Source organism: Tenacibaculum sp. E3R01 (genome assembly GCF_003318185.1).
Taxonomy (GTDB): domain Bacteria; phylum Bacteroidota; class Bacteroidia; order Flavobacteriales; family Flavobacteriaceae; genus Polaribacter; species Polaribacter halocynthiae.
Genome location: NZ_QOCC01000025.1, coordinates 122,619 through 144,862, shown reverse-complemented (window position 1 = coordinate 144,862; position 22,244 = coordinate 122,619). Strand labels below are relative to the sequence as shown.

Genomic DNA, 22,244 nt, shown 5'->3' with positions numbered 1-22,244 from the left:
TTTTACGCGGTTTTTTGCCATATTTTGTCTGGAGTTAATCTAAAGCTACCAACAAAATTAAAATTACATTCATTTGGAGTTAATATTGATAAAAAAAGATCATCTCCTTTCCTTCTATACAAATGATACTCTTTTCCTACAATAGGTTCAAAACTAAATTTTGCATTATATACAATATCATTGTATTGATATTTGTTCATCAATGATTGATATGCTTTTTTTAATTCGTCATATTCGGCTTTGAATTGATTGTTTGCCTTATAAATGTTTTGCTTTTTCCAACTTATACTATCAGTAATTTTAATAACTGGAGAAGATAGGTTTGTAGCATAAGGCTTTAAATACGCATCGTACGTATTTGTTTCTTCATTGAATACAATATTATCTGGCTTTTTACTCACTATATTAAGTGTTTTTTTATTTTTGAACTTGTAGGACTTGTTGTTGAATAAAAATAATCAATAAACCTTCCATTCTCATCTATTAAATATTTTTGAAAATTCCATTTTACAGCTGAATTAGATTTACCATTAAAAGATTTCTTGGTTAACCAAGTATATAAAGGATGCTGCTTTTCTCCTTTTACATTTATTTTTTCAGTTATGAGAAAACTTACTCCATAATTAAGTTCACAAAAGGATTGAATTTCTGAAGAATTTCCAGGTTCTTGACCTCCAAATTGATTACAAGGTATTCCTATAATCATTAAATTCTCTTTATGTGTATTATATAGCTCTTGTAGACCTTTATATTGATTTGTAAATCCACATTTTGATGCTACATTTACAAATAATATTTTCTTTCCTTTGTATATACCTAAATCAATAGGCTTGTTATTTATATCGTTTATTTTAATATCATAAACCGAAGTTTTTGGTTCTAACGTTTGTGCTTTTACTGATGAACTAAAAATTGACATAATTATAAATAATTTTAAAAAAAGTTGTTGTTTTATTTGAAGCTTACTCATAGTGCGTTTTAATTTATACTAATTTTTTCTATGGTTAATTTAAATTCTTCATTTTTCTTATTTCCTATTAATACAGCTATTTCTTTTATTGTTGATTCAGAAAAATTATCAATGTTCAATTTATATCCTCTAAAAGACGCATAAAAGCTATTTAAAGGAATCACAATTTCTTCCATTTCGTTTGAAGTTTGAAACGATTGAACGTACCAATATCTTTGGTATTTTCTTGATTTTATTCTAAACTGATATTTTTTCCCATCTCCTTTTACTCTTAAAATAACATTTTTAGAAGACTTCTTTAAATTTACATCTACTGATAATCGAGTCATTGCAAAACCTCCATTATTTTCAGTAGAAACACTTCCCTTAAAAACACCTACACCACTATCATTAATAATCATATTAGAAGTAGATATCCCTCCCATTACGCTATCATTAGTTTGGTACCAGTCATTTACTTTAATTGATTTTTTAAAATCAACAATTGTAATTTCATTATTAAATAACATAAAAGCACACAATAAAATTAATTTTTTCATAATTTAAAGCTTTAAACTTATTATACCAGCATCTATAGGAAACACTTGACCTGAAATAGATTTAGATTCATCAGACAATAAATAGTTAGCCAAAGCAGCTACTTCTTTAGGATCTAAATAATCCTTTAAAGGATGACGTTCTTTCATTGTCTCTTTTTGTTTATCATTTCTCAATAAACGAGCTGCTAAAGGTGTATCTGTAACAGTTGGAGCAATTACATTAAATCTAATTTTTGTAGCATATTCAGCAGCTAAAGATTTAGCCAAACCTTCAACTCCTGCCTTGCTAACAGCAATACTTGCATGAAAAGGCATTCCAAGTTTCGTTGCTACAGTACTAAATAGTACAACACTTGCTTGATTATTAATTAATGATTTTTCGTATTTTTTTATAACTTTTACAGCTCCTAAAACATTAATATTAAAATCATTTTGAAAATCTTCTATTCTAAGGCGAGTAAGTGATTTCAAGTTTATACTACCAGGGCAATATACTAATCCATCAATTTTTTCAATATCTGGTAAGTCATCTGCTAAAACATCTAATGAATACTGAGTCACATTATCACTAATATCAACTTTAGAACGACTCATAATTATAATATTACAAGTATTCTTCAATTTATCAACTATTGCTTTTCCAATACCTTTACTTCCTCCAACTACAAGAACTGTTTTCATCTTTAAATAATAATTTTAAATTATAATTACTCTTTTTACATTCTTCCCCTTAACCTCTTCTCTATTTTTCTTTTAATTTCTGTTATACGCTTCATTGTATCCATTAAGGTTTTATCTTTTGTTTTTTTATAGATACTATTTAATGACAAAACCAATTCCTTTGCTTTTCTAGAAGCTAATATTTTTTCATTTCTAGTTCTAAAACTTTTATAATTACTCTCAAAATTTAGAACTTCTTCCATTAAATTTAGTGTACTCATTTTATATAATTTTGTAATTCAACTATTTTTTCTTTTGTATTAAAAACTCCTCCATAAAAACAGGTAATTGTTGAGGATGAATCATCTTTTACACCTCTAGATGATACACATAAATGTTTCGCATCAATAATAACAGCTACATTTTTAGTATTTAAAATAGCCTGCAAATCTGTTGCTATTTGATTTGTTAAACGTTCTTGTACTTGAGGTCGTTTTGCATAATATTGCACTATTCTATTTAACTTAGATAGCCCAATAACTTTTCCTGAGGAAACATACGCAACATGAGCTTTACCTATTATTGGTACAAAATGATGCTCACAATTAGAATAAAATTGAATGTCTTTCTCAATTAACATCTGATTGTACCTATATTTATTATCAAACAAGGCTATTTTAGGTTTATTTTTAGGGTTTAAACCAGAAAAAATTTCATCTATATACATTTTAGCTACTCGCTTAGGTGTTCCATTTAATGAGTCATCAGTTAAATCTAACCCCATAACATCCATTATTTGAGAAAAAAGACTAGCTATTTTTTCCTTTTTCTCATTATCAGATAATGAAAATGCATCATTTTTTAAAGGTGTATCTATTCCTGTATATAAATGATCGTCTCCTATATCTTCTATTGAAAAATCATTTAATGAATTTTTATTTATAAGGGTATTCAACAAAGTTTCTTGGTGTTTCATAAAGTTTAATTTTTAATTCCAAATCATTGGAAATTTCTTTTATTATTTCATCATATATTACTACTGCAATATTTTCTACTGTTGGGTTTTTATTTTTAAATAAAGGAACATCTAGGTTTAAATTTTTATGATCAAATGGCTCTAATACTTTCTCCTTAATAATACTTGACAATATTTTGGTGTCAATAACATACCCAGTATCTACATTAATATGACCTATAACTGTAACTTCTAAATCATAATTATGTCCATGATAATTGGGGTTATTACACTTACCAAAAACTTCTTCATTTTTTTCTTTGCTCCAATGTTTATTATGTAACCTATGCGCTGCATTAAAGTGTTCTTTCCTTGTTATCGCTATTTTATTCATTTATCTTTTTGATATCTTATTATTACTAATACTGCGTTGCCTTGAACACTTAAACCGACCTAAATCATAAGTACGCTTAGCTTCATGTTTAGTTTTCCTTCCTTGTACTCGTTTTCTCCATAATTTAAAGCTTGAAGGCTTTAAGGTTTTCCTCATTAAAACTATTACATCTTGTTCTTTTAAATTGAATTGGAATTTAATAGCATCAAATGTGGTTCTATCTTCCCAAGCCATCTCTATAATTCTATTTAAATCTAAATCGTTATCTAAATTGATACTCTTCACTTATTTTACTTTTTAATAAAAGTATTTTCTGAATAATACTTTTGTTTTCATTTTTACGTTTTCCTTTAGTTAGCTGTATATAACTTGAATTGGAATGAATACTAAAATAATCTCCATTAAAAATTACAAGTTTGTAATAAGGTATTACCCACGAAAATCGTTTGAGTTGTTGTGTAAAATGTACTATAATACCTTTCGGTCTTAATTCAATATTTGCATAATTAATGTCTGAAACATTATTTATTAACTTTTTAAAATTTTCACTTACAGAATAAATTATCATCCTCTTGCTACCAATTCCTTTTAATTTTATTTTTTTAATTAAAGAAAATGGTAAACCAACCAATGCGTTTATTTCATTTTCTTCACTTTTATCCGTGTATGTGGTATTAAAAACTAGCATAATTACTTAACTATATGTTTATTTAATATTCGAATACTTTCTTCTATTACATCTTTATCTTTTCTCATATTCCATATAACATCTGATGCTTTCCTTCTAGTAGATGATATATTTACTATAGGTTTAGGATAATTTACACCTAGGTTAAAATTGTATAACTTTTGCTCTAAGGTTGTTAATTTATAAGGTTCATGCCTAAACCTTACAGGTAGTTGTTCAAGTTCTGGAACCCATTTTGTAATAAATTTGGCATCTGAATCATGTTCTAAACCATTTTTTATAGGATTATAAATCCTAATAGTATTGATTCCTGTTTCACCAGCTTGCATTTGTAATTGAGGAAAATGAATTCCAGGTTCAAAGTCTAAAAATATTTTTGAAAGATATTTAGAAGCATCTTGCCATGGTTGCCATAAATTATGAATGAAAAAGGATACAAGCATTGCTCGCATTCTGAAATTTATATATCCCGTTTCTATTAAACAACGCATTGATGCATCAATAAAAGGAACTCCAGTTAATCCATTTATCCAAGCTTTTTGGTATTTTTCAGAAATTTCTTTTTTTAATTTATGAAACCCTTTATTTAAACTTTCACTTTCCATAATACATTCCATTTCAAACTTTTGAATAAAATGTGCTTGCCATCTTAGTCGTGAGGTAAATGCGTCAATAGCTATTTTATTTTTTGCTTTTATTCTATAATCTTGTGCATATTGAAAAACTTCTCTAACTGATAAGTTTCCCCAAGCTATGTATGGAGAAAGTCTACTACAACTTTTTCTTGCTTCATTAGGTTTTGATATATGTTTAGAATAATTAACATAACGTTCATTAAAAAAAGAATTTAAATATTTAATCCCTGTTGATCTTCCTCCAAATTGAAATGAAGTGTTTTTATTTGTTTCTAATGATAACTTATCTAAATTCTTTTCTAAAGATTCTATTTCTTCTTGATTAACAAAATTATTTTGAGACTTTGGATTAAATAGAAACTGGTTAGATTGCATATAAGACTCCCAATCCTCTTTCCATTTAGTTCTATCAGATCTTCCTCTAAATACACCATTATTAATATTCTCTATCCAATCAATTGAATTATTCCTACAAAATCGCTTAAAAGTTTTATCTCTATTATATGTTTTTAGGATGCCTGTTTCTTGATGAGAGAAAACAGATTTTATTTTTTTTTGTGATGATAAATAACTAAAAACTGGAAGTATTTCTGATTGTACAACTAAAACTTTTGTATTTAGCTTTTCTAATTCTTTATTTATATCATAAATAGATTCTTTAATAAAGTTCCAGTGTCTTTCCGAATAATGAGGATCATTTAAAAGAATTGGTTCAAATACATATAAAAGCAACACTTTATTACCTGACTGAATTGCATTAAAAACTGCTTCATTATCATGTAATCTAAGGTCTCTTTTAAACCAAACAACTGCTATTTTTTCTTTTTTGATCATTGTTATAATACTAACCTAATCAAAGATACTATTTTTGTTTAACAAAAACAATATTTAGTTAAACAAAATAAACAATCAATAGTTATCTGGTTCATTAATTATACTCTTAGCCCTTGATTTAACTGATTCTAGAAGCTTTAAATCCATCTTATTTAAAAGATTAAACATCATAAACATTCTTCTATTTTTTTGCAACTTTTCTTGTTTTGAAGCTAAAAAGTTCCAATACAAGCTATTAAAAGGGCATGCGTTAACAGAAGTTTTATCTTTTTTATTATAACTACAGTCTAAACAATAATTACTCATTTTATCAATATAATTCGCACTAGAAATGTAAGGTTTTGTAGCTATGATTCCTCCATCAGCATATTGACTCATCCCTCTTGTGTTTGGTAATTGTACCCATTCTATAGCATCAATATATACTCCTAAGTACCATTTATCTACTTCTTCAGGGTCTACCTCTAACAATAAAGCCAAGTTTCCTAAAACCATTAATCTTTGAATATGATGTGCATATGAATTGTTTAATGAATTTTTCAAGCAATTTTTAACACAATTCATTTTAGTATTCCCTGTCCAAAAAAAATCAGGTAACTTATTTTTATGTTCAAAAAAATTAGTCTTTTTAAAATTAGGCATTAACTTCCAATACATACCTCTCATAAACTCTCTCCATCCTAAAATTTGACGAATAAAACCCTCCGCTTGTGATATACTTATAGCTTCATCATTATAATATGATGTCTCAACTTTTTTAACAACCTCCTTTGGAGTTATTAATTTTATATTTAAAGCAAATGACAACTTTGAATGATAAAGATACACTTCATTAACATGCATAGCATCTTGATAATCTCCAAATAAAGGTAGCAACTCTTTAACAAAATAATTTAGCTGCCCAATGGCCTCATCTCTATTTAACGGATAATCAAAACACCTTTCATTAATAGTACCAAATGTTTTGACTCCAGCTCTTTTAACTTCTGCTACAATTTTTGTTACATCGTGTTTTATATCATATGGTATAGGAATAAGGCTTTCTTCTTTCCACTTTCTTCTGTTACTTTTATCAAAATTCCATTTTCCTCCTACAGGCTTGTCATTCTCAATTAAAACTTGATGTTTTTTTCGCATATGTTGATAAAAAGACTCCATAACAGTTTGTTTTTTATCTTTAAAAAAAACAGTTAGCTCTTCTCTTTCTGTATAAAAATGTTCAGAAGAAAGTACAGATGTACTTATAGGTAAGCTAGAAGCTAGTGTTTCTAATTCTTCATTTAACCTATACTCATCTGGATATTGGTATTCGAAATGTTTAATATCTTCCTTTTCTATTAATTGTAGTATGTTATTTTTAAAATCATGAAAGTTATTTTCATCATTTATTTTAAAGTATATCAAGCTATGTCTCTTTTCATTTAACTTAACAGAAAAATCTCTCATAGCCCCCAAAAAACCAACTATTTTTTGAATGTGATGCGTAACATAACTAGCTTCTTGCTTTGTTTCAAACATGCAATACAACACATTATCATTTACTTCTTTAAACCAAGAATGTTTTATGTTCAGTTGATCTCCTAATATTAGTCTTAATGTTTTCAAAATACTTATTTTAACTCTTTAACCATTTTTTTCTGTATTCTCCTTCTGGATCATAAAATATTGCCTGTTTTTTTACATCAAAAGGGTTGTTTCTTAAATTATTACCAACCCCAGCTATATACATCCAGTTCCCATAATTACTATGTACATCATAATCTAGTAGTAAACTTTCAAAATATGCTGCACCTATTCGCCAATCTTGTTTTAAGTCATGAACAAAAAATGAAGCTGTATTTTGTCTCCCCCTGTTACTCATCCACCCTGTTCGTTTTAATTCTAACATATTTGAATTAACAAAATCATCCGATGTATTACCTTCTACCCAATTCTTTATTACTTTATGATCTATTTTAGTATTAACTTTTTTATTTTGAATACCTTCTTTTTTGAAAATTAAATTACCATGCTTCATAGATACGTACTTAAAAAACTCTCTCCATAAAAGCTCAAAAAACAACCAATACGTAGATTCGTTAGCTATAATTTTATTTTCAAACTCTTTAATTTTCCAATAAATAAATCTTGGAGAAAGAGAGCCATTAGCCAGCCATGCAGAAAATTTAGAGCTATAATTAATACCCAATAATTGATTTCTTGTTTTTTTATAAACTGTTAAATTTTTAGTTTTAAAGAAATAATCATTTACTCTTTTAATAGCCTCATCCTCTCCACCTTCAAAGGGGAATGCTGTTTGTTTTTTATATTTAGGCTCATAATTTGTTGCTTGAAAAAACTCTAAAGTCTCCCCTAACATTACATCTATTTTATCTTGAAGTGGTATTTTATAATTCAATAGTTTAGGAACATCGCAATGTTTTTCAATTTTCTTTCTAAAGCTACTAAATGATCTAGGAAGCTCAGAAAACAAATTCATTACATCATCTACATCAAATAAAAATTGATTAAAAATTGGCTTAACAATTGTCTTTTTTGATAAATGAACTATAACTTTTTCTTCTCCAATTAATTCTTCCTGAGTCCAATTTTTTTGAAAAAATAGATTTACTATTTCAAAATGTTTATTTAATTCAAAAAAAACTTCTTTAACAGAGTTATTATAAATAAACAATGGTATATTATATTTTTTCAACTTGTTTTGAATACATAATACTGTTTCTGCTAGGAATTTTAAACGGAATTTGCCAACCTTTCTATATCCGAATGCTTTGTTTAAGTAACTTTCATTATTAAATAGAAATATGCCAATTATTGGAAGTTTCTTTTTTATAGCTTCATCTAAAACTTTATTATCATGAAGTCTAAGATCATTTCTAAACCATACTAAAGTACATTTTTTGAGTTTTTTCTGCATTTTTTACTACAGTATTTAACAGTATCCCAACTTTTTTCCCATTTCTTTCTCCATGAAAAAGGTAATTTACACACTAAACATGTTTTAAAAGGAAGATGCTGTTTCTTTACGCCTTTCACTATTATTTTTTCACTAAATGATTTAACATACCCTGAAAAACAAAAGCATGAAAAGGCAAAACACTATACCAATACAACCTTCCTAATATACCTTGAGGCCTAAAAACAGCTCTTTGATACAACTTTCCTTTTACTATTTTGAATTCTAACCAAGCTTCACCAGGAAGTTTCATTTCAGCAAACAGTAGTAATCTTTTTTCTTCCTTATCAGCTAAAAGAACCCTCCAAAAATCTAGTGCATCACCAGCAACTAAATCTGTTTTATGTCTTCTACCTCTTCTTAATCCAACTCCTCCAAATAACTTATCTACATATCCTCTCATTTTCCATAAGAAGTTGAATGTATACCAACCATTTTCTCCTCCAATACTCCATATTTTATCTAAAGTTTGCTTTTCATTTACTATTTCTTTACTTCTTACATCTTTAAAACAGCCATACTGTGGTACATTAATATATTGCCCTAATTGTTTATTAAAAACCCCACTTATCATTGCGTCTTTCCAGCTAGATATAACTGAATTTTGGGCTACTTTAGCAAAGGCTTTATTAACTGCTTCCTTATAAGAAATAGGTTCAATTTTTATTATAGAATTAATATTAGAAGGTTTTCCTATTACCTCTACCTTCATACTATCTACTAAAGAACTAGCTAATTTAAATGAGGTAGACGTAACGAAATACAACCAATAAGAAGATAATTTAGGAGTTAAAACTGGTAAGGTTAAAATAAACCTTTTAAAGTTTCTAGCCTCAGCAAACTGTAGTAACATCTGTTTATAAGTGAGTACTTCAGGTCCATAAATATCATAAGAACCATTATATAACTTCTCCTCTAACAAAGCTTTATTTAAATATGTTAAAACATCTCTTATTGCAATTGGTTGCGTTTTAGTTTTTAGCCATTTTGGAGCAACCATAACCGGTAACTTCTCTACTAAATCACGTATTATTTCAAATGAAGCACTACCACTACCTACAATAATTCCTGCTCTAAATGTTGTTAGTCCATAGTTATTAGATTTTAAAGTTTGTTCTACCTTAAAACGAGACTGTAAATGCTTTGACAATGATTCATCATTAACAATACCGCTTAAATAAATTACTTGCTTACAAATAGTTTTTTCTATTATAGATTTAAAATTTATAGCACATGTATATTCTAACTCTTCAAACTTCTCACTACTTGTAGACATAGAGTGTATTAAATAATATGCTACATCAATATCCATAGGAACGCTAACAGCTTCTACATTTAAAAAATCTATTTTAAGAAATTCTATTTGCTTTTTATTCTTTAAATCCTCTGGAATTCTAGTTAAATCGCGAACACAACAAACTAAACTGTGATTATTTTCTAGTAAACTAGGAATTAAACGTTTTGCTATGTAACCTGTAGTGCCTGTAATAAGTATTTTCATATATATTATTTTTAGGCAATTACAGAAAAACCTTAGTTTTTAGGTCTTTGATAACTTAGCCTTTTTTTTATTTTTGGAACTGTATAAGCATCCAATCCATTAATTGCTGCAATATTACCTTCTAATAAATCGATAAAACCATCTTCTTTTATTAGCGAATCATTAATATGCAAATCGATAATTTCTCCTAAAACTAGTATTGTACCATTTGCTTTTATATAATACTCATCTATATATTTTAATCCAATTTTAATTGGACAGCCTTCAACAAAAGGAGCATAAAAATCATTCAAATACTCTTCTTTTAAATTAGTTTTATCGAATTCAGATATTTCTGATGAATATTTAGCAGAAGTATGATGCGCATCTTCAATAATATCATGATGAATATGATTTATTGTAAAATAACCTGTTTCTTTAATATTATCATATGTATTTCGCCTAACAGAAGTAGGTCTTACTACGAAACCTAGTATTGGTGGGGCTGAACCGTAATGAACTACTGAACTAAAAACCGCTACATTTGTAATATTTTTTGTTGATTTAGTACCGATTAGATTCGCTGATTTAAAACCAGAAACACTATTAATTAAGTTAATTTTATACAAATGCTCTAAACTATCAATATAAGCCCTTGTTAAATACATTTATAAACTTTTAAAGTTATTAATTTGAATATGGTTCGCTTTTAAATCATGCATTAAATTATACAATCCAAAAAATGTTCTGTTTATATATATAAAATGCTTTGAACCTCTATTACCATTCATTTTTTTTAATTCAGTGCTTTTAGCATATTTCTGACCTAACTCAGCTATTCTATTAAAAAAAACGTCATCTGAAAAATCAAATACCTCTTCATGAAAAGGTTGGGTAAAAAGAGATAACATTTCATAAAATAATGATTTAAAAAATTTCTTTTCTTCATCAGTATCATCATCTCTTAAAATTTCAAGCTCATATAACTTACTTTCAAAAAACTCAGGGTTTTCTATATTCTCTTTTTGAGCTAATTCAAAATAGGGTACATAAAAACTATCAGGAACCTCTTTCATACACCCAAAATCAATTACTATCAATTCATTTTTTTCTGAAACTAAAAAATTACCTGGATGTGGATCTGCATGTACTTTTTTTAAAACATGCATTTGATACATATAAAAATCCCACAAAGCTTGTCCTATTTTATTTAAAACTTCAACAGAATTATTTTTTGAAGTAAATTCAGATAAATGAACTCCTTCCATCCAATCCATAGTTAAAATTTTCTCTGAGGAATATTCAGAATAGTAATTTGGAAATTTCAAATTTGGTATATTCTTACACTGTTCAGCAATTTCTTTGCTTTGTTTAAGCTCTAATACATAATTAGTCTCTTCAGTTAATTTATTTTCAACCTCTTTAAAATACTCATCTGAACCTTCCCCTTTTATGTTAAACATTTTAATAGCTATTGGCTTCACCATTGCTAAATCAGAAGAAATACTTTCAGCCACTCCAGGATATTGAATTTTAACTGCCAAATTCTTACTTCCTTTAGTTGCTTTATGAACCTGCCCTATACTAGCTGCATTCACTGATTTAGCAGTAAACGTATCAAACACTTCTAAAGGTGATTTTTTAAAATAATTTTTAAAGGTTTTCACAACTAAAGGAGGCGATAATGGCGGAACAGAAAATTGTGATAACGAAAATTTTTCTACATAAGCACTTGGTAAAATGTTTTTTTCCATGCTTAACATTTGTGCTACTTTTAAAGCTGATCCTTTTAAGGTTTTTAATCCATCATAAATATCAGTTGCATTAGCTTCATTTAAATTTTCCTTAGCCTCCTCTTCTGATTTTACTATCTTCTCTCCATAGTATTTAGCATAATTAACTCCTACTTTTAATCCAGTAGTAATTAATTTAGAAGCACGTTGAATTTTTGATGTTGGAATGTTATCTATACTTTTCATACTGTAGGCATTTTTTCTTTCCACAAAAATTTAGCAAAATCAAACACACTTTGAACAGGTGTTATATCTCTTAAATCAAAACTTGCTTTCACTGATTTTTCAATAAAAATATCTGTTTTTTCAAAATTTTCTGACTCATCATCTAGCCAAAATTGGATTGTAAATAGTAAATGCATCCATGAAGCTTCTAAAAACCCTTTGTCTTGAATTTTATTTGCTGTTTTATTTTTAAAATCAATTTTATCTGTGTGAATTTCTGCGGAAATATATTCTTGAAACTCTAATCTTAATTTTGATAATAATTTTAAAGATTCTAATTTATTCTTGTTTTGTTTCAACTTTAAAGTTACATAGGACCTATTAGCTGATAACAATTCAAAAAATGTATAGTAAAAACTTAATAATTTACTTTTAGAATCATACATTTTGTAATCATCATTTTTTAATAATAATTCAACCGTTTTACTACAAAAAATTGCAAAAACTTTTTTCTCAAGAGTTTCAAAACTATTGAAGTGTCTATAGAATTCACTTTCTTCAAAATTATTATTCTTTGAAAAAGCATATATTGTACTTGAAGTATTTGTTCCCATTAATACTTCATCCATATATAATTCTATTATTTTATCTGCTGTTATATTTTTTTTTCGAGCCATTGTTATTTATTTTAATTGTTTAAAACTATATAAGCATTTAAACTAGTTGCGATAGTCATCCAAACCAAATAAGGTACTATTAATAGGGTATAAACTCCTAAGGTTTTTATGTATTTAAAAGTAAAATAACCTATTAATAACCATAAAATTATTATTACTACAAGTCCTAATATAGTTTGATGATTATTAAAGAAAGCTAAGTTCCAACTTACATTCAATATCCACTGAACAGTATACAATACAATCAATTCTTTATTAAAAAAATTAAACTTAAAGCTCAATTTAGTCATGTAGAAAGAAAAGAAGAACATAATTGATGACCAGGCTGCACCAAACACCCATCCAGGCGGAGTCCACGGAGCTTTATTTAGCGAAAGGTACCATTCAGCTCTAGGTCCATTTTCCATTAATATTACACCTATATATAACGCTAAATAATTAACAATTAAAAAAACAACAAAGCGTACAAGAGGTTTATTTTTCATGCTCCCTTTTTTTTAAATAATTAAACAATAATTGTATTGAAAACAGTAAATTAAAAGCGTAAAACACATCCTCAAATGGAATAGTAAATATTCTAAAATTTAAATTTTCAGTATTATCATACCATACTACTGGTTCATCAATAAAACTTCCTGTTAAAATTCCGTTTATTAATAAAAATGGAATCATTATTACTATAAAACTTGGCAAATAATTAGCTAAAACATGTAAATGATTCTTAATACTATAAATTAATAATAGTATGAAAAATATAAAGTTTACAGTAGTATACCATTTACCAAAATTAAAAATTAATAAAAAACACACTAATACCAATAGCAAAGTTGAAACTATAATTGTTGTTCCTTTTGATAACTTAAAGTTTGGTAAATAGAATTTTAAAACTTCATGAGTAAATAAGCAAGCATAAGGAATACAGAAAAAAAACATACATTCTTCAAGTGGCATTCCTAGAATATCAATTGATAAATGATAATCTGGATTAAATCCCCAAACTCCATAGTAAGTAAAAATACCATCCCATATTAAAAATGGTATCGCTACCAAAACAATACTTAATACAACTGCTTTAAAATATTGAATAAAGTGAAATTCTTTTTCAAAAAAACTATACATTAAAGGAATACTTAAACTCCCTAAATTTAATATGAGATATAAGTAATTGTTCATTGCTACTGTCTTTTTTTGAAATATTTAAAAGGAACAAACAACATTCCAAAACATTCTCCATCTGGTTTTCCTAAATGTTTGTGATGAATTTTATGTGCTTTCCTTAAACCTCTTAAATATCTATTACTTGTGTTTTTAAACCAATTAAATCTACGATGAATAAGAACATCATGAATTAAAAAGTAAGCTAAGCCATAAAGCAAAATACCTAAACCAATAAAAAATAAAGAATTTAATTCAGGCCTAATCCCAAAATAAAAAAGTAAAATACTTGGTACAGCAAAAACTACAAAAAAAGCATCATTTTTTTCAAAAACATGAGGATATCCTGGTTGATGATGATCTTCATGTAAAAACCATCCAAATCCATGCATTACATATTTATGTGTACACCAAGTAACACCTTCCATAATTATAAAAGTTCCTATTGTTACAACTGCAAATGTGATCATAAAGATGTATTCTTTTTTATATAAAAATCTAAATAGTCTGAAGTGTCTTTTATTTTCATAATATTACTTAAGAACAATTTATCTTCTGTTATGTTTGATTTATAATTTAGTAACGAAGGAACATTCTCTTGAATAACTAATCGTATGTATCTTAAATCTACATTATCAGGGTTATCCCTAATTAATCCTTCTAATTTCTTTTTTCCCTTATTAAAAATTGATAATTTTTTCCAAGGGAAAAATTTATATTTAGCTTGCTTCATTTCTAAAGAAACTACATAAGCAATAATATTTATTTTAGAACTGTTTTTGTATTTATTTATAAACTCAACTTCTTGCTTTTTAGTTGTTGCTTTATGATATGATTGAACATAATCAGGAATGCTATTAAAAATTAACACATTAAAAAATAAAAAGTTAAACAACCACTTCATTTATAATAAATTTAATTTATACCTAGCATACCCTCTCATAAGTAAGCTAATTTTCAAGCTATTTGAAATTCTAATTCTTGTATCCATTATTTGAGAAGAAGGGACGGACTTTAATTTTTTTAATAATTTTCTATAATATCTATAAGCAATATAAACTCCAAATTTAGCTTCAACTGGTAATTTTAAAACTCCGTTTTTATAAGCATACTCAAAATCATCTTCAATTTCTTTTATAATTTGTTCTTTTGAATCCTTATCTAACTGTTTTAAATCGATGTTTGGGAAATAAGATCTATTCAATAATTCAATATCATCTTTTAAATCACGTAAAAAATTAACTTTTTGAAAAGCTGAACCTAATCTCATTGCAGCTTTTTTTAATTCTTCGTATTTCTTATTATCACCTTTAACAAAAACTCGTAAACACATTAAACCAACTACGTCAGCAGAACCATATATATATTCATTATATTCTTCTTGAGTAGTATATTCCGTTTTAAATAAATCTGCTTTCATGCTTTTTAAAAATGCTTGAATTAATTCATCTTCTATATGATATTTATTTACAGTTTGTATAAAAGAATTCAAAATAGGATTTAAACTAATTCCCTGATGCTTGCCTAAATAATAATTTTTTTCAAACTGATACATCAATGCTTCTTTGTCATATTCATGAAATGTATCAACTATTTCATCTGCAAATCTTACAAATCCATAAATATTATATACTGCAGCTCTAATTTCGGGGGCTAACATTCTTGTTGCTAAAGAAAAAGAAGTACTGTATTTTTTAGTTACTAATTTACTGCAATTGTAGGATACTTGATCAAATAATTGTTTCATTATTTACGTGTTTTTAAGATTAGTTCTGAAGCTACTTTACCCGAAATTAAAGACGGTGGTACACCCGGTCCTGGAACCGTTAATTGTCCTGTAAAATATAGGTTGTTTACCTTATTACTTTTGATTTTAGGCCTTAAAAAAGCAGTTTGTGTTAGAATATTAGCTAATCCATAAGCGTTTCCTTTGTAAGAATTGTAATCTTTTATAAAATCATTTACACAATAACTTTCTTTAAATAAAATAGAATCTCTTACTTTTTGACCTGTTAATTTTTCTAGCCTTTCTATAACAATATTAAAATACTTTTCCCTTATTTTAGGGGTATCTTCTATACCTGGCGCCAAAGGAATTAAAATTGTTCCAGCTTCTTTATTTTCAGGAGCAAATGAATCATCAGTTATTGATGGAAAACTTGCATAAAATAGAGGTTTTTCTGGCCAACTAGGATTGTCATAAATTGTTTTTGCATGTTCATCAAAGTCTGTATCAAAAAACAACGTGTGATGACATACATTTTTTAATTTTTTATCAAACCCAATATAAAACAATAAAGATGATGGTGCAAATGTTTTATTTGACCAATACTTTTCTGAATATTGCCTAAACTTAGTTGGTAATAGTGTTTCAGTATGGTGATAGTCAGCACCACTTAAAATTAAATTTGTTTCAACTCTTTCCCCATTTACCTGCATTCCTGAAACTTTATTACTTTCATCTACTTCAATAGAATTTATTGTAGCATTAGTTTTAAACTGAACTCCTAAATCTTTTGCCAATTTAGACATTCCTTCAATTACCTTATACATTCCTCCGACCGGATGCCATGTACCTAAAGAAAAATCAGCATAATTCATGAAATTATAAAATGCAGGTGTATTACTAGGTTTTGCACCTAAAAACAATACAGGAAACTCTAGTATCTGAATTAATTTTTCACTTTTTATTTTCTTTCTAACTTGCTTTCGTATCGTAGAAAAAAACTGACTTAATCTGACTGCTGTTTTAAATGAAATCAACTCTAATGGTGAAACCCCTGGCTTATATACCATATCTTTCACAGCTATATCATAATTATCTTCGGCAGATTTCATAAACTTAATTAAGTGTTTAGAACTGCCTTTTTCTTCTTTTTCAAAAACATCACATATTTCTTGAAAATTGTCGGGAATAACAATACTATCGTTATCTCCAAAATAAACTTGATAAGCTGGCGATAATTTTTCTAACTTGTAATAATCAGAGGGTTTCTTACCAAAATCAGCAAAAAACTTTTCAAATACATCTGGCATCCAATACCAGGTAGGTCCGATATCAAATGTAAAACCATCATTTAAATATTGTCTTGCTCTACCTCCAACCGTTTTATTTTTTTCATAAACTACAACTTCATAACCGTATTTAGCTAAATAGCATGCTGCAGACAATGATGAAAAACCTGATCCAATTATTGATATTTTATTTTCTTGTTTAATCATATTAACACAAAGTTAAACAAAATTAATTTATATATAGAATTTTAAGTGTCATTTTTTTGTTAAAACAATAACAACTTAACAAATTAGAGACTAAATAACTATATTTTCTCTAATACTTTTATAACCGAAGGATAAACCTTTATATTCGAATTGAATAGTTCATTTTCAACTAACATGGCTTTATTACCAATACCTATGAATTTATGGTTAGTTGTACTCAGTATTTCATCTATTTCTTTAAAATAACCCTTTATTTTATCTTCGTAAGGCTTTACAGTCATTGAAGAAACAAAACACATTTTTGTATCACTATCAAAAAAGTAACTTAAATTATTCAATGGCAAACTTTGTCCTAAATAGATAGTTCTGTATCCCCTTAATACCAGTTCATAATTTAAGTACAAAAGCCCTATCTCATGTATTTCACCATCAGGAAGGAATAAAACATACGTAAGATCTTCTTTAGTGGTTATGTACTCTAAATTTTCAGTATTAAGTTGTATTTTTTGAATTATTAAATTAGATATAAAATGCTCATGAGCTGGAAGTAAAGTATCTGTTTGCCATAATAAACCAATATTTTCAAGAAAAGGAACAAATACATCTTTAAAGATTTGCCTAAATGTTTTTTTATGTAAAAGCTTGTTATATGTATTATTAAACAATACTTTATCAAATTGAAACATTGATATTTTAAAAGAATTTATAGCTTCATCTCCTACAGCATAATTAAAAGATAATTCACGAGCAGTCACTTTTACTTGCTCATCAGACATTTCTGCAATTTTTGATATCTTATACTTATGCTTATTTAATAAGGCTACATTTAATAACTTTAAAAGGCTTTCTGAAGAATAATAACGAATGTTGGTGTCCGTTCTTTTAGGCTGAAATAAATTATATCTTTTTTCCCATATCCTAATAGTATGTGCCTTGATTCCAGAAATATTTTCTAGATCTTTAATTGTGAATATGGTTTTTATATTGTTCAATATATTTTTATTTTCTTTAAACAAAGATAGCTTTGTTTTTTTAAAATAAAAATTTATTTGATAAAAATTCTCAAAACTAGGTTTGGAGTCATACCTAAAGATAGCTGCTCACTTTGTTGAATACTATATTTTGTACCATCCCAAACACTACTATAACTTCTCCTCAAGTAGTTTGTTCTGTCGTATAAATTTAATAATGAAATCCCTATTTTTCCTTTCCACTTTTTATTTTTATCAAAATTAAAAGAATAACTGGATGATAAATCCATTTTATGGTAAGCAGGCAGTCTTTTTGAATTAAGATCTCCTAAGACAAGATTTCCATTATTTTCAATTCTTTCAACTGGTGAATAAGGTGTTCCTGTTTTCCAAACCCATGCTAATGAAAAACTAAAGTTACCTAAATTCAAATTATGTGCCCACAAAAAACTATTGGTTGTATCAAAATTTGTAGAGAAAAATTTCCCATTATTAACTTCATCAAAAATATACCTAGATTTACTGTAACTAAAGTTCACCCAAGTGTTATAATTGTTAATAGATTTTTTTAACAATACATCAACTCCATCAACCTTACTTGTACCTTGATAAAAACCTCTAATATTTCCTTCAGTAGCCTTTGTAGCTGAAGTTACTCCTTTACTATACTTTCTGTAATAATCTATGTCAAATGTTAATCCATTAGCTTTATATATAGCACCGAAAGTATACTGTTTATTTCTTAAAATTGGTAACTCTTCATTATCAATCAGCAACCAAACTTCATTTTCTAAACCAAAATCTGAAGTATGAACTTCTAACAACCTTCCTATATTTTGCTGTTTGAACTCAAAAGAAGTTTTAAATGATAAATTAGGTAATAATTGTTGTTGAAAATAGATTCTAGGTGCAAAATAAACTTTATCAGAAAGTGTAAAATAGTTTGTTCTAACTCCTACGTTTACAATTGTTTTTTTATAATTATTAAATCCATAATTAAAAAACCAAGCATGGGAATTATTATTTCCAGAGTCAGCTATTTTATATTTTGTACTTGAAATTGTAGATTTAACTCCTCTTTCAATACTGTAACTTACACTATTATTTGAAAATTCATAACCTGTTAGAAAAGACGATTTTTCATTTAATTTTTTCTCAAAAACACTTTTAAATCCTAAATCTTTAATGATATTACTTTTCAGCGCCTTTTGCGTGTATGGACTACCATAGTCAAATGATCCATTGTATTCATAATTCAAATCATAAGTTGATGAATAAAAGTTTGTTCTTAAAATAGAATTATTTCCTAGTTTACGTTCCCACATAGTTCTAATTCCAGTATTCTTTATTTGTAAATCATCTTCTGTTATATACCTATTAGAGTTTTTAGTATTAAAAACATAGTTTAATTTATTCCTAACTAATAAATAATTAAATGTAATAATATCTTTAGAAGAAGGTTTATAAGTAAGTTTGGAATTAACATCAAAAAAATAAAAATCATTTTTACTATCATATAATTCTGTCCCAACACTTTCGTTTCTTGATATAATTGAGTTTTGAAAAACTTTTTTTGATAATCTATTAAACGTATTTGTTTTGAAAACGTCAGTAAAAGATCTTCTTCCTGATAAAGAAATTCCAATTTTTTTTGAAATAGGTATATTCATAAACGCATCAAAATGTGTCATATTTACACCAAACCCTCCATTAAAACTTTTAGGTATTTCTTTATTTGTTTCTATATCAATTACACCAGAAGTATGATTACCATATTCAGCACTAGCTCCACTTTTAAAAACTTTAACCTTATCAACAATATAAGGATTAAATGCAGATATCATTCCAAAGAAATGTGATGAGTTATACATTTTAATACCATCAAAAAGTATTAAATTCTGTTCAGGAGTACCTCCTCTTATAAACAAACCTGAAGCAGTTTCATCAGGGCTGTTAATTCCTGGTAATAATTGTACACTTTGTAATATATCGGGTTCAGTTAATCCAGAAACTGTACCTAACTTTTTAGGAGAAATTACTAAAGATCCATCAGTTTTTTTATCAATACCTCCAACCATGTAGTCGGAAACTAAAACTTCTTCTAATAAAGTAGTAGATTCACTCAATATTAATGATAATTGTTCAGAAGTCAATTCTTCATTGACTATTAATGTTTTAGTATCATAACCTATAAAGGACACTTCAACTTTATCACCTTCAATAAGGTTAGATAGTTTAAAAAAGCCATTTTCATTAGATATCACACCTTTGTTTCTACGTAACGAAACAACACTAGCTCCTTGAATTGGCTTTTTATCTTTTTTATCAAAAATATTTCCACTAATCTGATATAATTTTCCTGATTTTGAAACAGTAATGTATCTTTCTGTTATTTTTTCAAACTTTAATTTAAAATTAATAGCTACTTTATCAAGAACTTTGTTTAGAGGTAGTTTAATAAATGAGTTTTCTACAAACTTATTTTTAATGAGTTTATCATTGTAGGAGAATTTTATTTCATGTTTTTTTTCTAAAAGAACAAAAAGGTCTCTTAATTGTATAGAGTCCTTTTGTTTATTTTTTTGAGCATGTAAAGAATTTATTGCCCAAAAAAAAGGTAATATTAATAAAACATGAAATTTAAAATTCATTTACTTTTTAACTAATGTAACCATTTTTGTATCTGTAAAGATAACTCCTATTTTCATAGGTTCAAAAACAGTTTTTAAAGCAACTTTTAAATTGTCATGAGTATAACTTCCAGTAAACTTTTGAGTTAGGTCTATATCAGAAGTTTTTATTTTAATATGATATTGATTTTCAATAGATAAAACTATAAATTTCAAGGCTATACTTTTAAATGAAGTTTCTCCATTTTTCCATGTAGGCTCTTCTTGATCTATATTCCATTTTTCTTCTAGACCATTATTAAAATTCCTTACTGCTTTACCTTTTGTTAAAATATTATTAGCCTTTCCAGAGTTTACTCTTACTTTACCTTCAAAACAATGAACTTCAATATATTCCTTGTTTGATTGAACATTGAATTGAGTACCTAGTACTTTAACCTCCCCTAAATCGGTAACTACTTTAAAGGTTTCTCCTTTTTTCACTTTAAAATGTGCTTCACCTTTCAAAAATAGTTCTCTAGAGCTCTCCCAATCTCTTTTTTTGAAACTAATTGATGATTTTGAATTTAAAAGCACTTCAGAACTATCTGGTAATATTATTGCTAACTGTTCACCATAACCAGTTTCATGGCTCGTAGAACTATTAAAAAAATATAAAGCACTAAATATAATTAAAACTGACGCTGCTGCTGATAACCAATTTAGTTTATAAACCTTAGACTTTCTTTTTTCTGTACTTAACAAAGCACTTGTACTTTCTTTTATACCTTCAAATACCTTTTCTTTTTCAAATATAGGTTCTTCAAACTCTGACGATACATTCATTATTTTTTCATACAAAGCATAATCAGAAGTCTTTTTAAAATCTTCTAATTCATTTTTTGTAAGCTGATTATTTAACCACTTAGCTAAAAAATCATCATCTATCTTTTTATTCATTTTCTGCCTTTCTTATTGTATAACAAGTAAAGTATAAGCTACCCTACTTTAAATTCCTCCCTATTTTATCTCTTAATGCTTTTAATGCCAAAGACATTCTTTTTTCTACTGCTTTAACAGATATATCTAGCATTTCAGCAATTTCTCTATATTTTTTTTTATCAATTCTATTTAATAAAAAAACTTCACGCTGTTTTTCAGGTAAATCTGCTATAGCATTTTTAAGCTTACTTAAAAACTCTTTCTCTTCAATTATAAATTCGGGGGTCTCATTTGTGTAACCTTTCTTGTTTTCAGAAGAATGCTTCAATACAATCTTTTTATGTGCAACATGATTTAAAAACATGTTGTTAGCAACAGTAAATAAAAATGATTTAGCTTTTTCTATAAGTACTTTTGAACAATTCTCCCATAACTTAATGAAAGATTCTTGAACAAAATCTTCTGCTAAATCTTTATCACCACATTTGTAATACATAAAATTATGTAAAGATTTTGATTGTTTATCATAAACATCTTCAAATACTTTTGGTTGACAAATTGTTTTTTTTGTTTTCATTGCAACAAACTTAACATTTTTT

General features: G+C 27.0%; 27 protein-coding genes. All 27 read right to left on the bottom strand.

Going from position 1 to position 22,244, the window contains the following annotated elements; all coding sequences use genetic code 11:
* Positions 1–2: 2 nt before the first annotated feature.
* A complete protein-coding gene (locus DS884_RS13320; RefSeq protein ID WP_317047338.1) occupies positions 3–401 on the bottom strand; it encodes a DUF2452 domain-containing protein in 399 nt (132 codons plus the stop codon).
* Positions 401–919 (bottom strand): glutathione peroxidase, encoded by a 519-nt coding sequence (locus DS884_RS13315; protein ID WP_113787305.1) that lies wholly within the window; start codon positions 917–919, stop codon positions 401–403. Before DS884_RS13315 ends, DS884_RS13320 begins: the two co-directional genes overlap by 1 nt.
* 59 nt (positions 920–978) lie before the next feature.
* Positions 979–1,509 carry a CIA30 family protein gene (locus DS884_RS13310; RefSeq protein WP_233487159.1) on the bottom strand — a complete coding sequence of 177 codons (531 nt, stop codon included), beginning with the start codon at positions 1,507–1,509 and terminating at the stop codon, positions 979–981.
* A 3-nt stretch (positions 1,510–1,512) separates the two neighbouring features.
* Entirely contained in the window at positions 1,513–2,190 is a 678-nt protein-coding gene (locus tag DS884_RS13305) for an SDR family NAD(P)-dependent oxidoreductase (RefSeq protein ID WP_113787074.1), read from the bottom strand.
* Between the two features lie 35 nt (positions 2,191–2,225).
* The gene (locus DS884_RS13300) at positions 2,226–2,450 is read right to left on the bottom strand and encodes a hypothetical protein (protein ID WP_093871091.1); all 225 of its coding nucleotides are present in this window, start codon (positions 2,448–2,450) and stop codon (positions 2,226–2,228) included.
* A complete protein-coding gene (gene folE, locus DS884_RS13295; RefSeq protein WP_113787073.1) occupies positions 2,447–3,145 on the bottom strand; it encodes a GTP cyclohydrolase I FolE in 699 nt (232 codons plus the stop codon). The genes DS884_RS13300 and folE overlap by 4 nt, the downstream gene beginning before the upstream one ends.
* A complete protein-coding gene (locus DS884_RS13290) occupies positions 3,105–3,518 on the bottom strand; it encodes a 6-pyruvoyl trahydropterin synthase family protein (RefSeq protein ID WP_093871089.1) in 414 nt (137 codons plus the stop codon). The genes folE and DS884_RS13290 overlap by 41 nt, the downstream gene beginning before the upstream one ends.
* Complete coding sequence (locus DS884_RS13285; RefSeq protein WP_113787303.1) at positions 3,519–3,794, bottom strand: TIGR03643 family protein; 276 nt, start codon at positions 3,792–3,794, stop codon at positions 3,519–3,521. It abuts the gene before it with no gap.
* Positions 3,781–4,206: a hypothetical protein gene (locus DS884_RS13280; protein WP_113787072.1), complete on the bottom strand. Its 426-nt coding sequence runs from the start codon at positions 4,204–4,206 to the stop codon at positions 3,781–3,783. Before DS884_RS13280 ends, DS884_RS13285 begins: the two co-directional genes overlap by 14 nt.
* A 2-nt stretch (positions 4,207–4,208) precedes the next feature.
* Entirely contained in the window at positions 4,209–5,675 is a 1,467-nt protein-coding gene (locus DS884_RS13275; protein ID WP_113787071.1) for a cryptochrome/deoxyribodipyrimidine photo-lyase family protein, read from the bottom strand.
* Between the two features lie 75 nt (positions 5,676–5,750).
* A complete protein-coding gene (locus DS884_RS13270) occupies positions 5,751–7,280 on the bottom strand; it encodes a cryptochrome/photolyase family protein (protein WP_113787070.1) in 1,530 nt (509 codons plus the stop codon).
* Positions 7,281–7,290: 10 nt separating this feature from the next.
* The gene (locus tag DS884_RS13265) at positions 7,291–8,592 is read right to left on the bottom strand and encodes a DASH family cryptochrome (protein ID WP_113787069.1); all 1,302 of its coding nucleotides are present in this window, start codon (positions 8,590–8,592) and stop codon (positions 7,291–7,293) included.
* Entirely contained in the window at positions 8,562–8,711 is a 150-nt protein-coding gene (locus tag DS884_RS13260; protein WP_113787068.1) for a DUF2256 domain-containing protein, read from the bottom strand. Before DS884_RS13260 ends, DS884_RS13265 begins: the two co-directional genes overlap by 31 nt.
* 2 nt (positions 8,712–8,713) lie before the next feature.
* Positions 8,714–10,132 carry an SDR family oxidoreductase gene (locus DS884_RS13255; RefSeq protein WP_113787067.1) on the bottom strand — a complete coding sequence of 473 codons (1,419 nt, stop codon included), beginning with the start codon at positions 10,130–10,132 and terminating at the stop codon, positions 8,714–8,716.
* Between the two features lie 32 nt (positions 10,133–10,164).
* Positions 10,165–10,779 carry a flavin reductase family protein gene (locus tag DS884_RS13250; RefSeq protein ID WP_113787066.1) on the bottom strand — a complete coding sequence of 205 codons (615 nt, stop codon included), beginning with the start codon at positions 10,777–10,779 and terminating at the stop codon, positions 10,165–10,167.
* Complete coding sequence (locus DS884_RS13245) at positions 10,780–12,090, bottom strand: ABC1 kinase family protein (RefSeq protein WP_113787065.1); 1,311 nt, start codon at positions 12,088–12,090, stop codon at positions 10,780–10,782. It lies immediately after the preceding gene.
* Positions 12,087–12,746: a TetR family transcriptional regulator C-terminal domain-containing protein gene (locus DS884_RS13240; RefSeq protein WP_093871081.1), complete on the bottom strand. Its 660-nt coding sequence runs from the start codon at positions 12,744–12,746 to the stop codon at positions 12,087–12,089. Before DS884_RS13240 ends, DS884_RS13245 begins: the two co-directional genes overlap by 4 nt.
* 11 nt (positions 12,747–12,757) lie before the next feature.
* Positions 12,758–13,231, bottom strand: a complete 474-nt coding sequence (locus DS884_RS13235; protein ID WP_113787064.1) for a TspO/MBR family protein — start codon at positions 13,229–13,231, stop codon at positions 12,758–12,760.
* Positions 13,221–13,919, bottom strand: coding sequence for a lycopene cyclase domain-containing protein (locus DS884_RS13230; protein ID WP_113787063.1), 699 nt, complete (start codon positions 13,917–13,919; stop codon positions 13,221–13,223). The genes DS884_RS13235 and DS884_RS13230 overlap by 11 nt, the downstream gene beginning before the upstream one ends.
* Before the next feature lie 2 nt (positions 13,920–13,921).
* Positions 13,922–14,371 (bottom strand): sterol desaturase family protein, encoded by a 450-nt coding sequence (locus DS884_RS13225; protein WP_176974406.1) that lies wholly within the window; start codon positions 14,369–14,371, stop codon positions 13,922–13,924.
* Positions 14,368–14,805, bottom strand: coding sequence for a hypothetical protein (locus tag DS884_RS13220; RefSeq protein ID WP_113787062.1), 438 nt, complete (start codon positions 14,803–14,805; stop codon positions 14,368–14,370). Before DS884_RS13220 ends, DS884_RS13225 begins: the two co-directional genes overlap by 4 nt.
* Positions 14,806–15,648 (bottom strand): phytoene/squalene synthase family protein, encoded by an 843-nt coding sequence (locus DS884_RS13215; RefSeq protein WP_113787061.1) that lies wholly within the window; start codon positions 15,646–15,648, stop codon positions 14,806–14,808.
* Positions 15,648–17,123: a phytoene desaturase family protein gene (locus tag DS884_RS13210; RefSeq protein WP_113787060.1), complete on the bottom strand. Its 1,476-nt coding sequence runs from the start codon at positions 17,121–17,123 to the stop codon at positions 15,648–15,650. The genes DS884_RS13215 and DS884_RS13210 overlap by 1 nt, the downstream gene beginning before the upstream one ends.
* A 98-nt stretch (positions 17,124–17,221) precedes the next feature.
* Positions 17,222–18,115 (bottom strand): MerR family transcriptional regulator, encoded by an 894-nt coding sequence (locus DS884_RS13205; protein WP_093872036.1) that lies wholly within the window; start codon positions 18,113–18,115, stop codon positions 17,222–17,224.
* Between the two features lie 53 nt (positions 18,116–18,168).
* Positions 18,169–20,745: a TonB-dependent receptor gene (locus tag DS884_RS13200; protein ID WP_113787059.1), complete on the bottom strand. Its 2,577-nt coding sequence runs from the start codon at positions 20,743–20,745 to the stop codon at positions 18,169–18,171.
* Positions 20,746–21,663 carry a FecR family protein gene (locus DS884_RS13195; protein ID WP_093871076.1) on the bottom strand — a complete coding sequence of 306 codons (918 nt, stop codon included), beginning with the start codon at positions 21,661–21,663 and terminating at the stop codon, positions 20,746–20,748.
* A gap of 43 nt (positions 21,664–21,706) precedes the next feature.
* A complete protein-coding gene (locus DS884_RS13190) occupies positions 21,707–22,222 on the bottom strand; it encodes an RNA polymerase sigma factor (RefSeq protein ID WP_113787058.1) in 516 nt (171 codons plus the stop codon).
* Positions 22,223–22,244: the final 22 nt, after the last annotated feature.

What these genes read in the sequence shown, in the direction of transcription:
- DS884_RS13315 (WP_113787305.1), bottom strand. Translation starts at nt 919, where the DNA reads ATGTCAATTTTTAGTTCATCAGTAAAAGCACAAACGTTAGAACCAAAA.
- DS884_RS13310 (WP_233487159.1), bottom strand. Translation starts at nt 1,509, where the DNA reads ATGAAAAAATTAATTTTATTGTGTGCTTTTATGTTATTTAATAATGAA.
- DS884_RS13305 (WP_113787074.1), bottom strand. Translation starts at nt 2,190, where the DNA reads ATGAAAACAGTTCTTGTAGTTGGAGGAAGTAAAGGTATTGGAAAAGCA.
- DS884_RS13300 (WP_093871091.1), bottom strand. Translation starts at nt 2,450, where the DNA reads ATGAGTACACTAAATTTAATGGAAGAAGTTCTAAATTTTGAGAGTAAT.
- folE (WP_113787073.1), bottom strand. Translation starts at nt 3,145, where the DNA reads ATGAAACACCAAGAAACTTTGTTGAATACCCTTATAAATAAAAATTCA.
- DS884_RS13290 (WP_093871089.1), bottom strand. Translation starts at nt 3,518, where the DNA reads ATGAATAAAATAGCGATAACAAGGAAAGAACACTTTAATGCAGCGCAT.
- DS884_RS13280 (WP_113787072.1), bottom strand. Translation starts at nt 4,206, where the DNA reads ATGCTAGTTTTTAATACCACATACACGGATAAAAGTGAAGAAAATGAA.
- DS884_RS13275 (WP_113787071.1), bottom strand. Translation starts at nt 5,675, where the DNA reads ATGATCAAAAAAGAAAAAATAGCAGTTGTTTGGTTTAAAAGAGACCTT.
- DS884_RS13265 (WP_113787069.1), bottom strand. Translation starts at nt 8,592, where the DNA reads ATGCAGAAAAAACTCAAAAAATGTACTTTAGTATGGTTTAGAAATGAT.
- DS884_RS13255 (WP_113787067.1), bottom strand. Translation starts at nt 10,132, where the DNA reads ATGAAAATACTTATTACAGGCACTACAGGTTACATAGCAAAACGTTTA.
- DS884_RS13250 (WP_113787066.1), bottom strand. Translation starts at nt 10,779, where the DNA reads ATGTATTTAACAAGGGCTTATATTGATAGTTTAGAGCATTTGTATAAA.
- DS884_RS13245 (WP_113787065.1), bottom strand. Translation starts at nt 12,090, where the DNA reads ATGAAAAGTATAGATAACATTCCAACATCAAAAATTCAACGTGCTTCT.
- DS884_RS13240 (WP_093871081.1), bottom strand. Translation starts at nt 12,746, where the DNA reads ATGGCTCGAAAAAAAAATATAACAGCAGATAAAATAATAGAATTATAT.
- DS884_RS13235 (WP_113787064.1), bottom strand. Translation starts at nt 13,231, where the DNA reads ATGAAAAATAAACCTCTTGTACGCTTTGTTGTTTTTTTAATTGTTAAT.
- DS884_RS13230 (WP_113787063.1), bottom strand. Translation starts at nt 13,919, where the DNA reads ATGAACAATTACTTATATCTCATATTAAATTTAGGGAGTTTAAGTATT.
- DS884_RS13225 (WP_176974406.1), bottom strand. Translation starts at nt 14,371, where the DNA reads ATGATCACATTTGCAGTTGTAACAATAGGAACTTTTATAATTATGGAA.
- DS884_RS13220 (WP_113787062.1), bottom strand. Translation starts at nt 14,805, where the DNA reads ATGAAGTGGTTGTTTAACTTTTTATTTTTTAATGTGTTAATTTTTAAT.
- DS884_RS13215 (WP_113787061.1), bottom strand. Translation starts at nt 15,648, where the DNA reads ATGAAACAATTATTTGATCAAGTATCCTACAATTGCAGTAAATTAGTA.
- DS884_RS13210 (WP_113787060.1), bottom strand. Translation starts at nt 17,123, where the DNA reads ATGATTAAACAAGAAAATAAAATATCAATAATTGGATCAGGTTTTTCA.
- DS884_RS13200 (WP_113787059.1), bottom strand. Translation starts at nt 20,745, where the DNA reads ATGAATTTTAAATTTCATGTTTTATTAATATTACCTTTTTTTTGGGCA.
- DS884_RS13195 (WP_093871076.1), bottom strand. Translation starts at nt 21,663, where the DNA reads ATGAATAAAAAGATAGATGATGATTTTTTAGCTAAGTGGTTAAATAAT.
- DS884_RS13190 (WP_113787058.1), bottom strand. Translation starts at nt 22,222, where the DNA reads ATGAAAACAAAAAAAACAATTTGTCAACCAAAAGTATTTGAAGATGTT.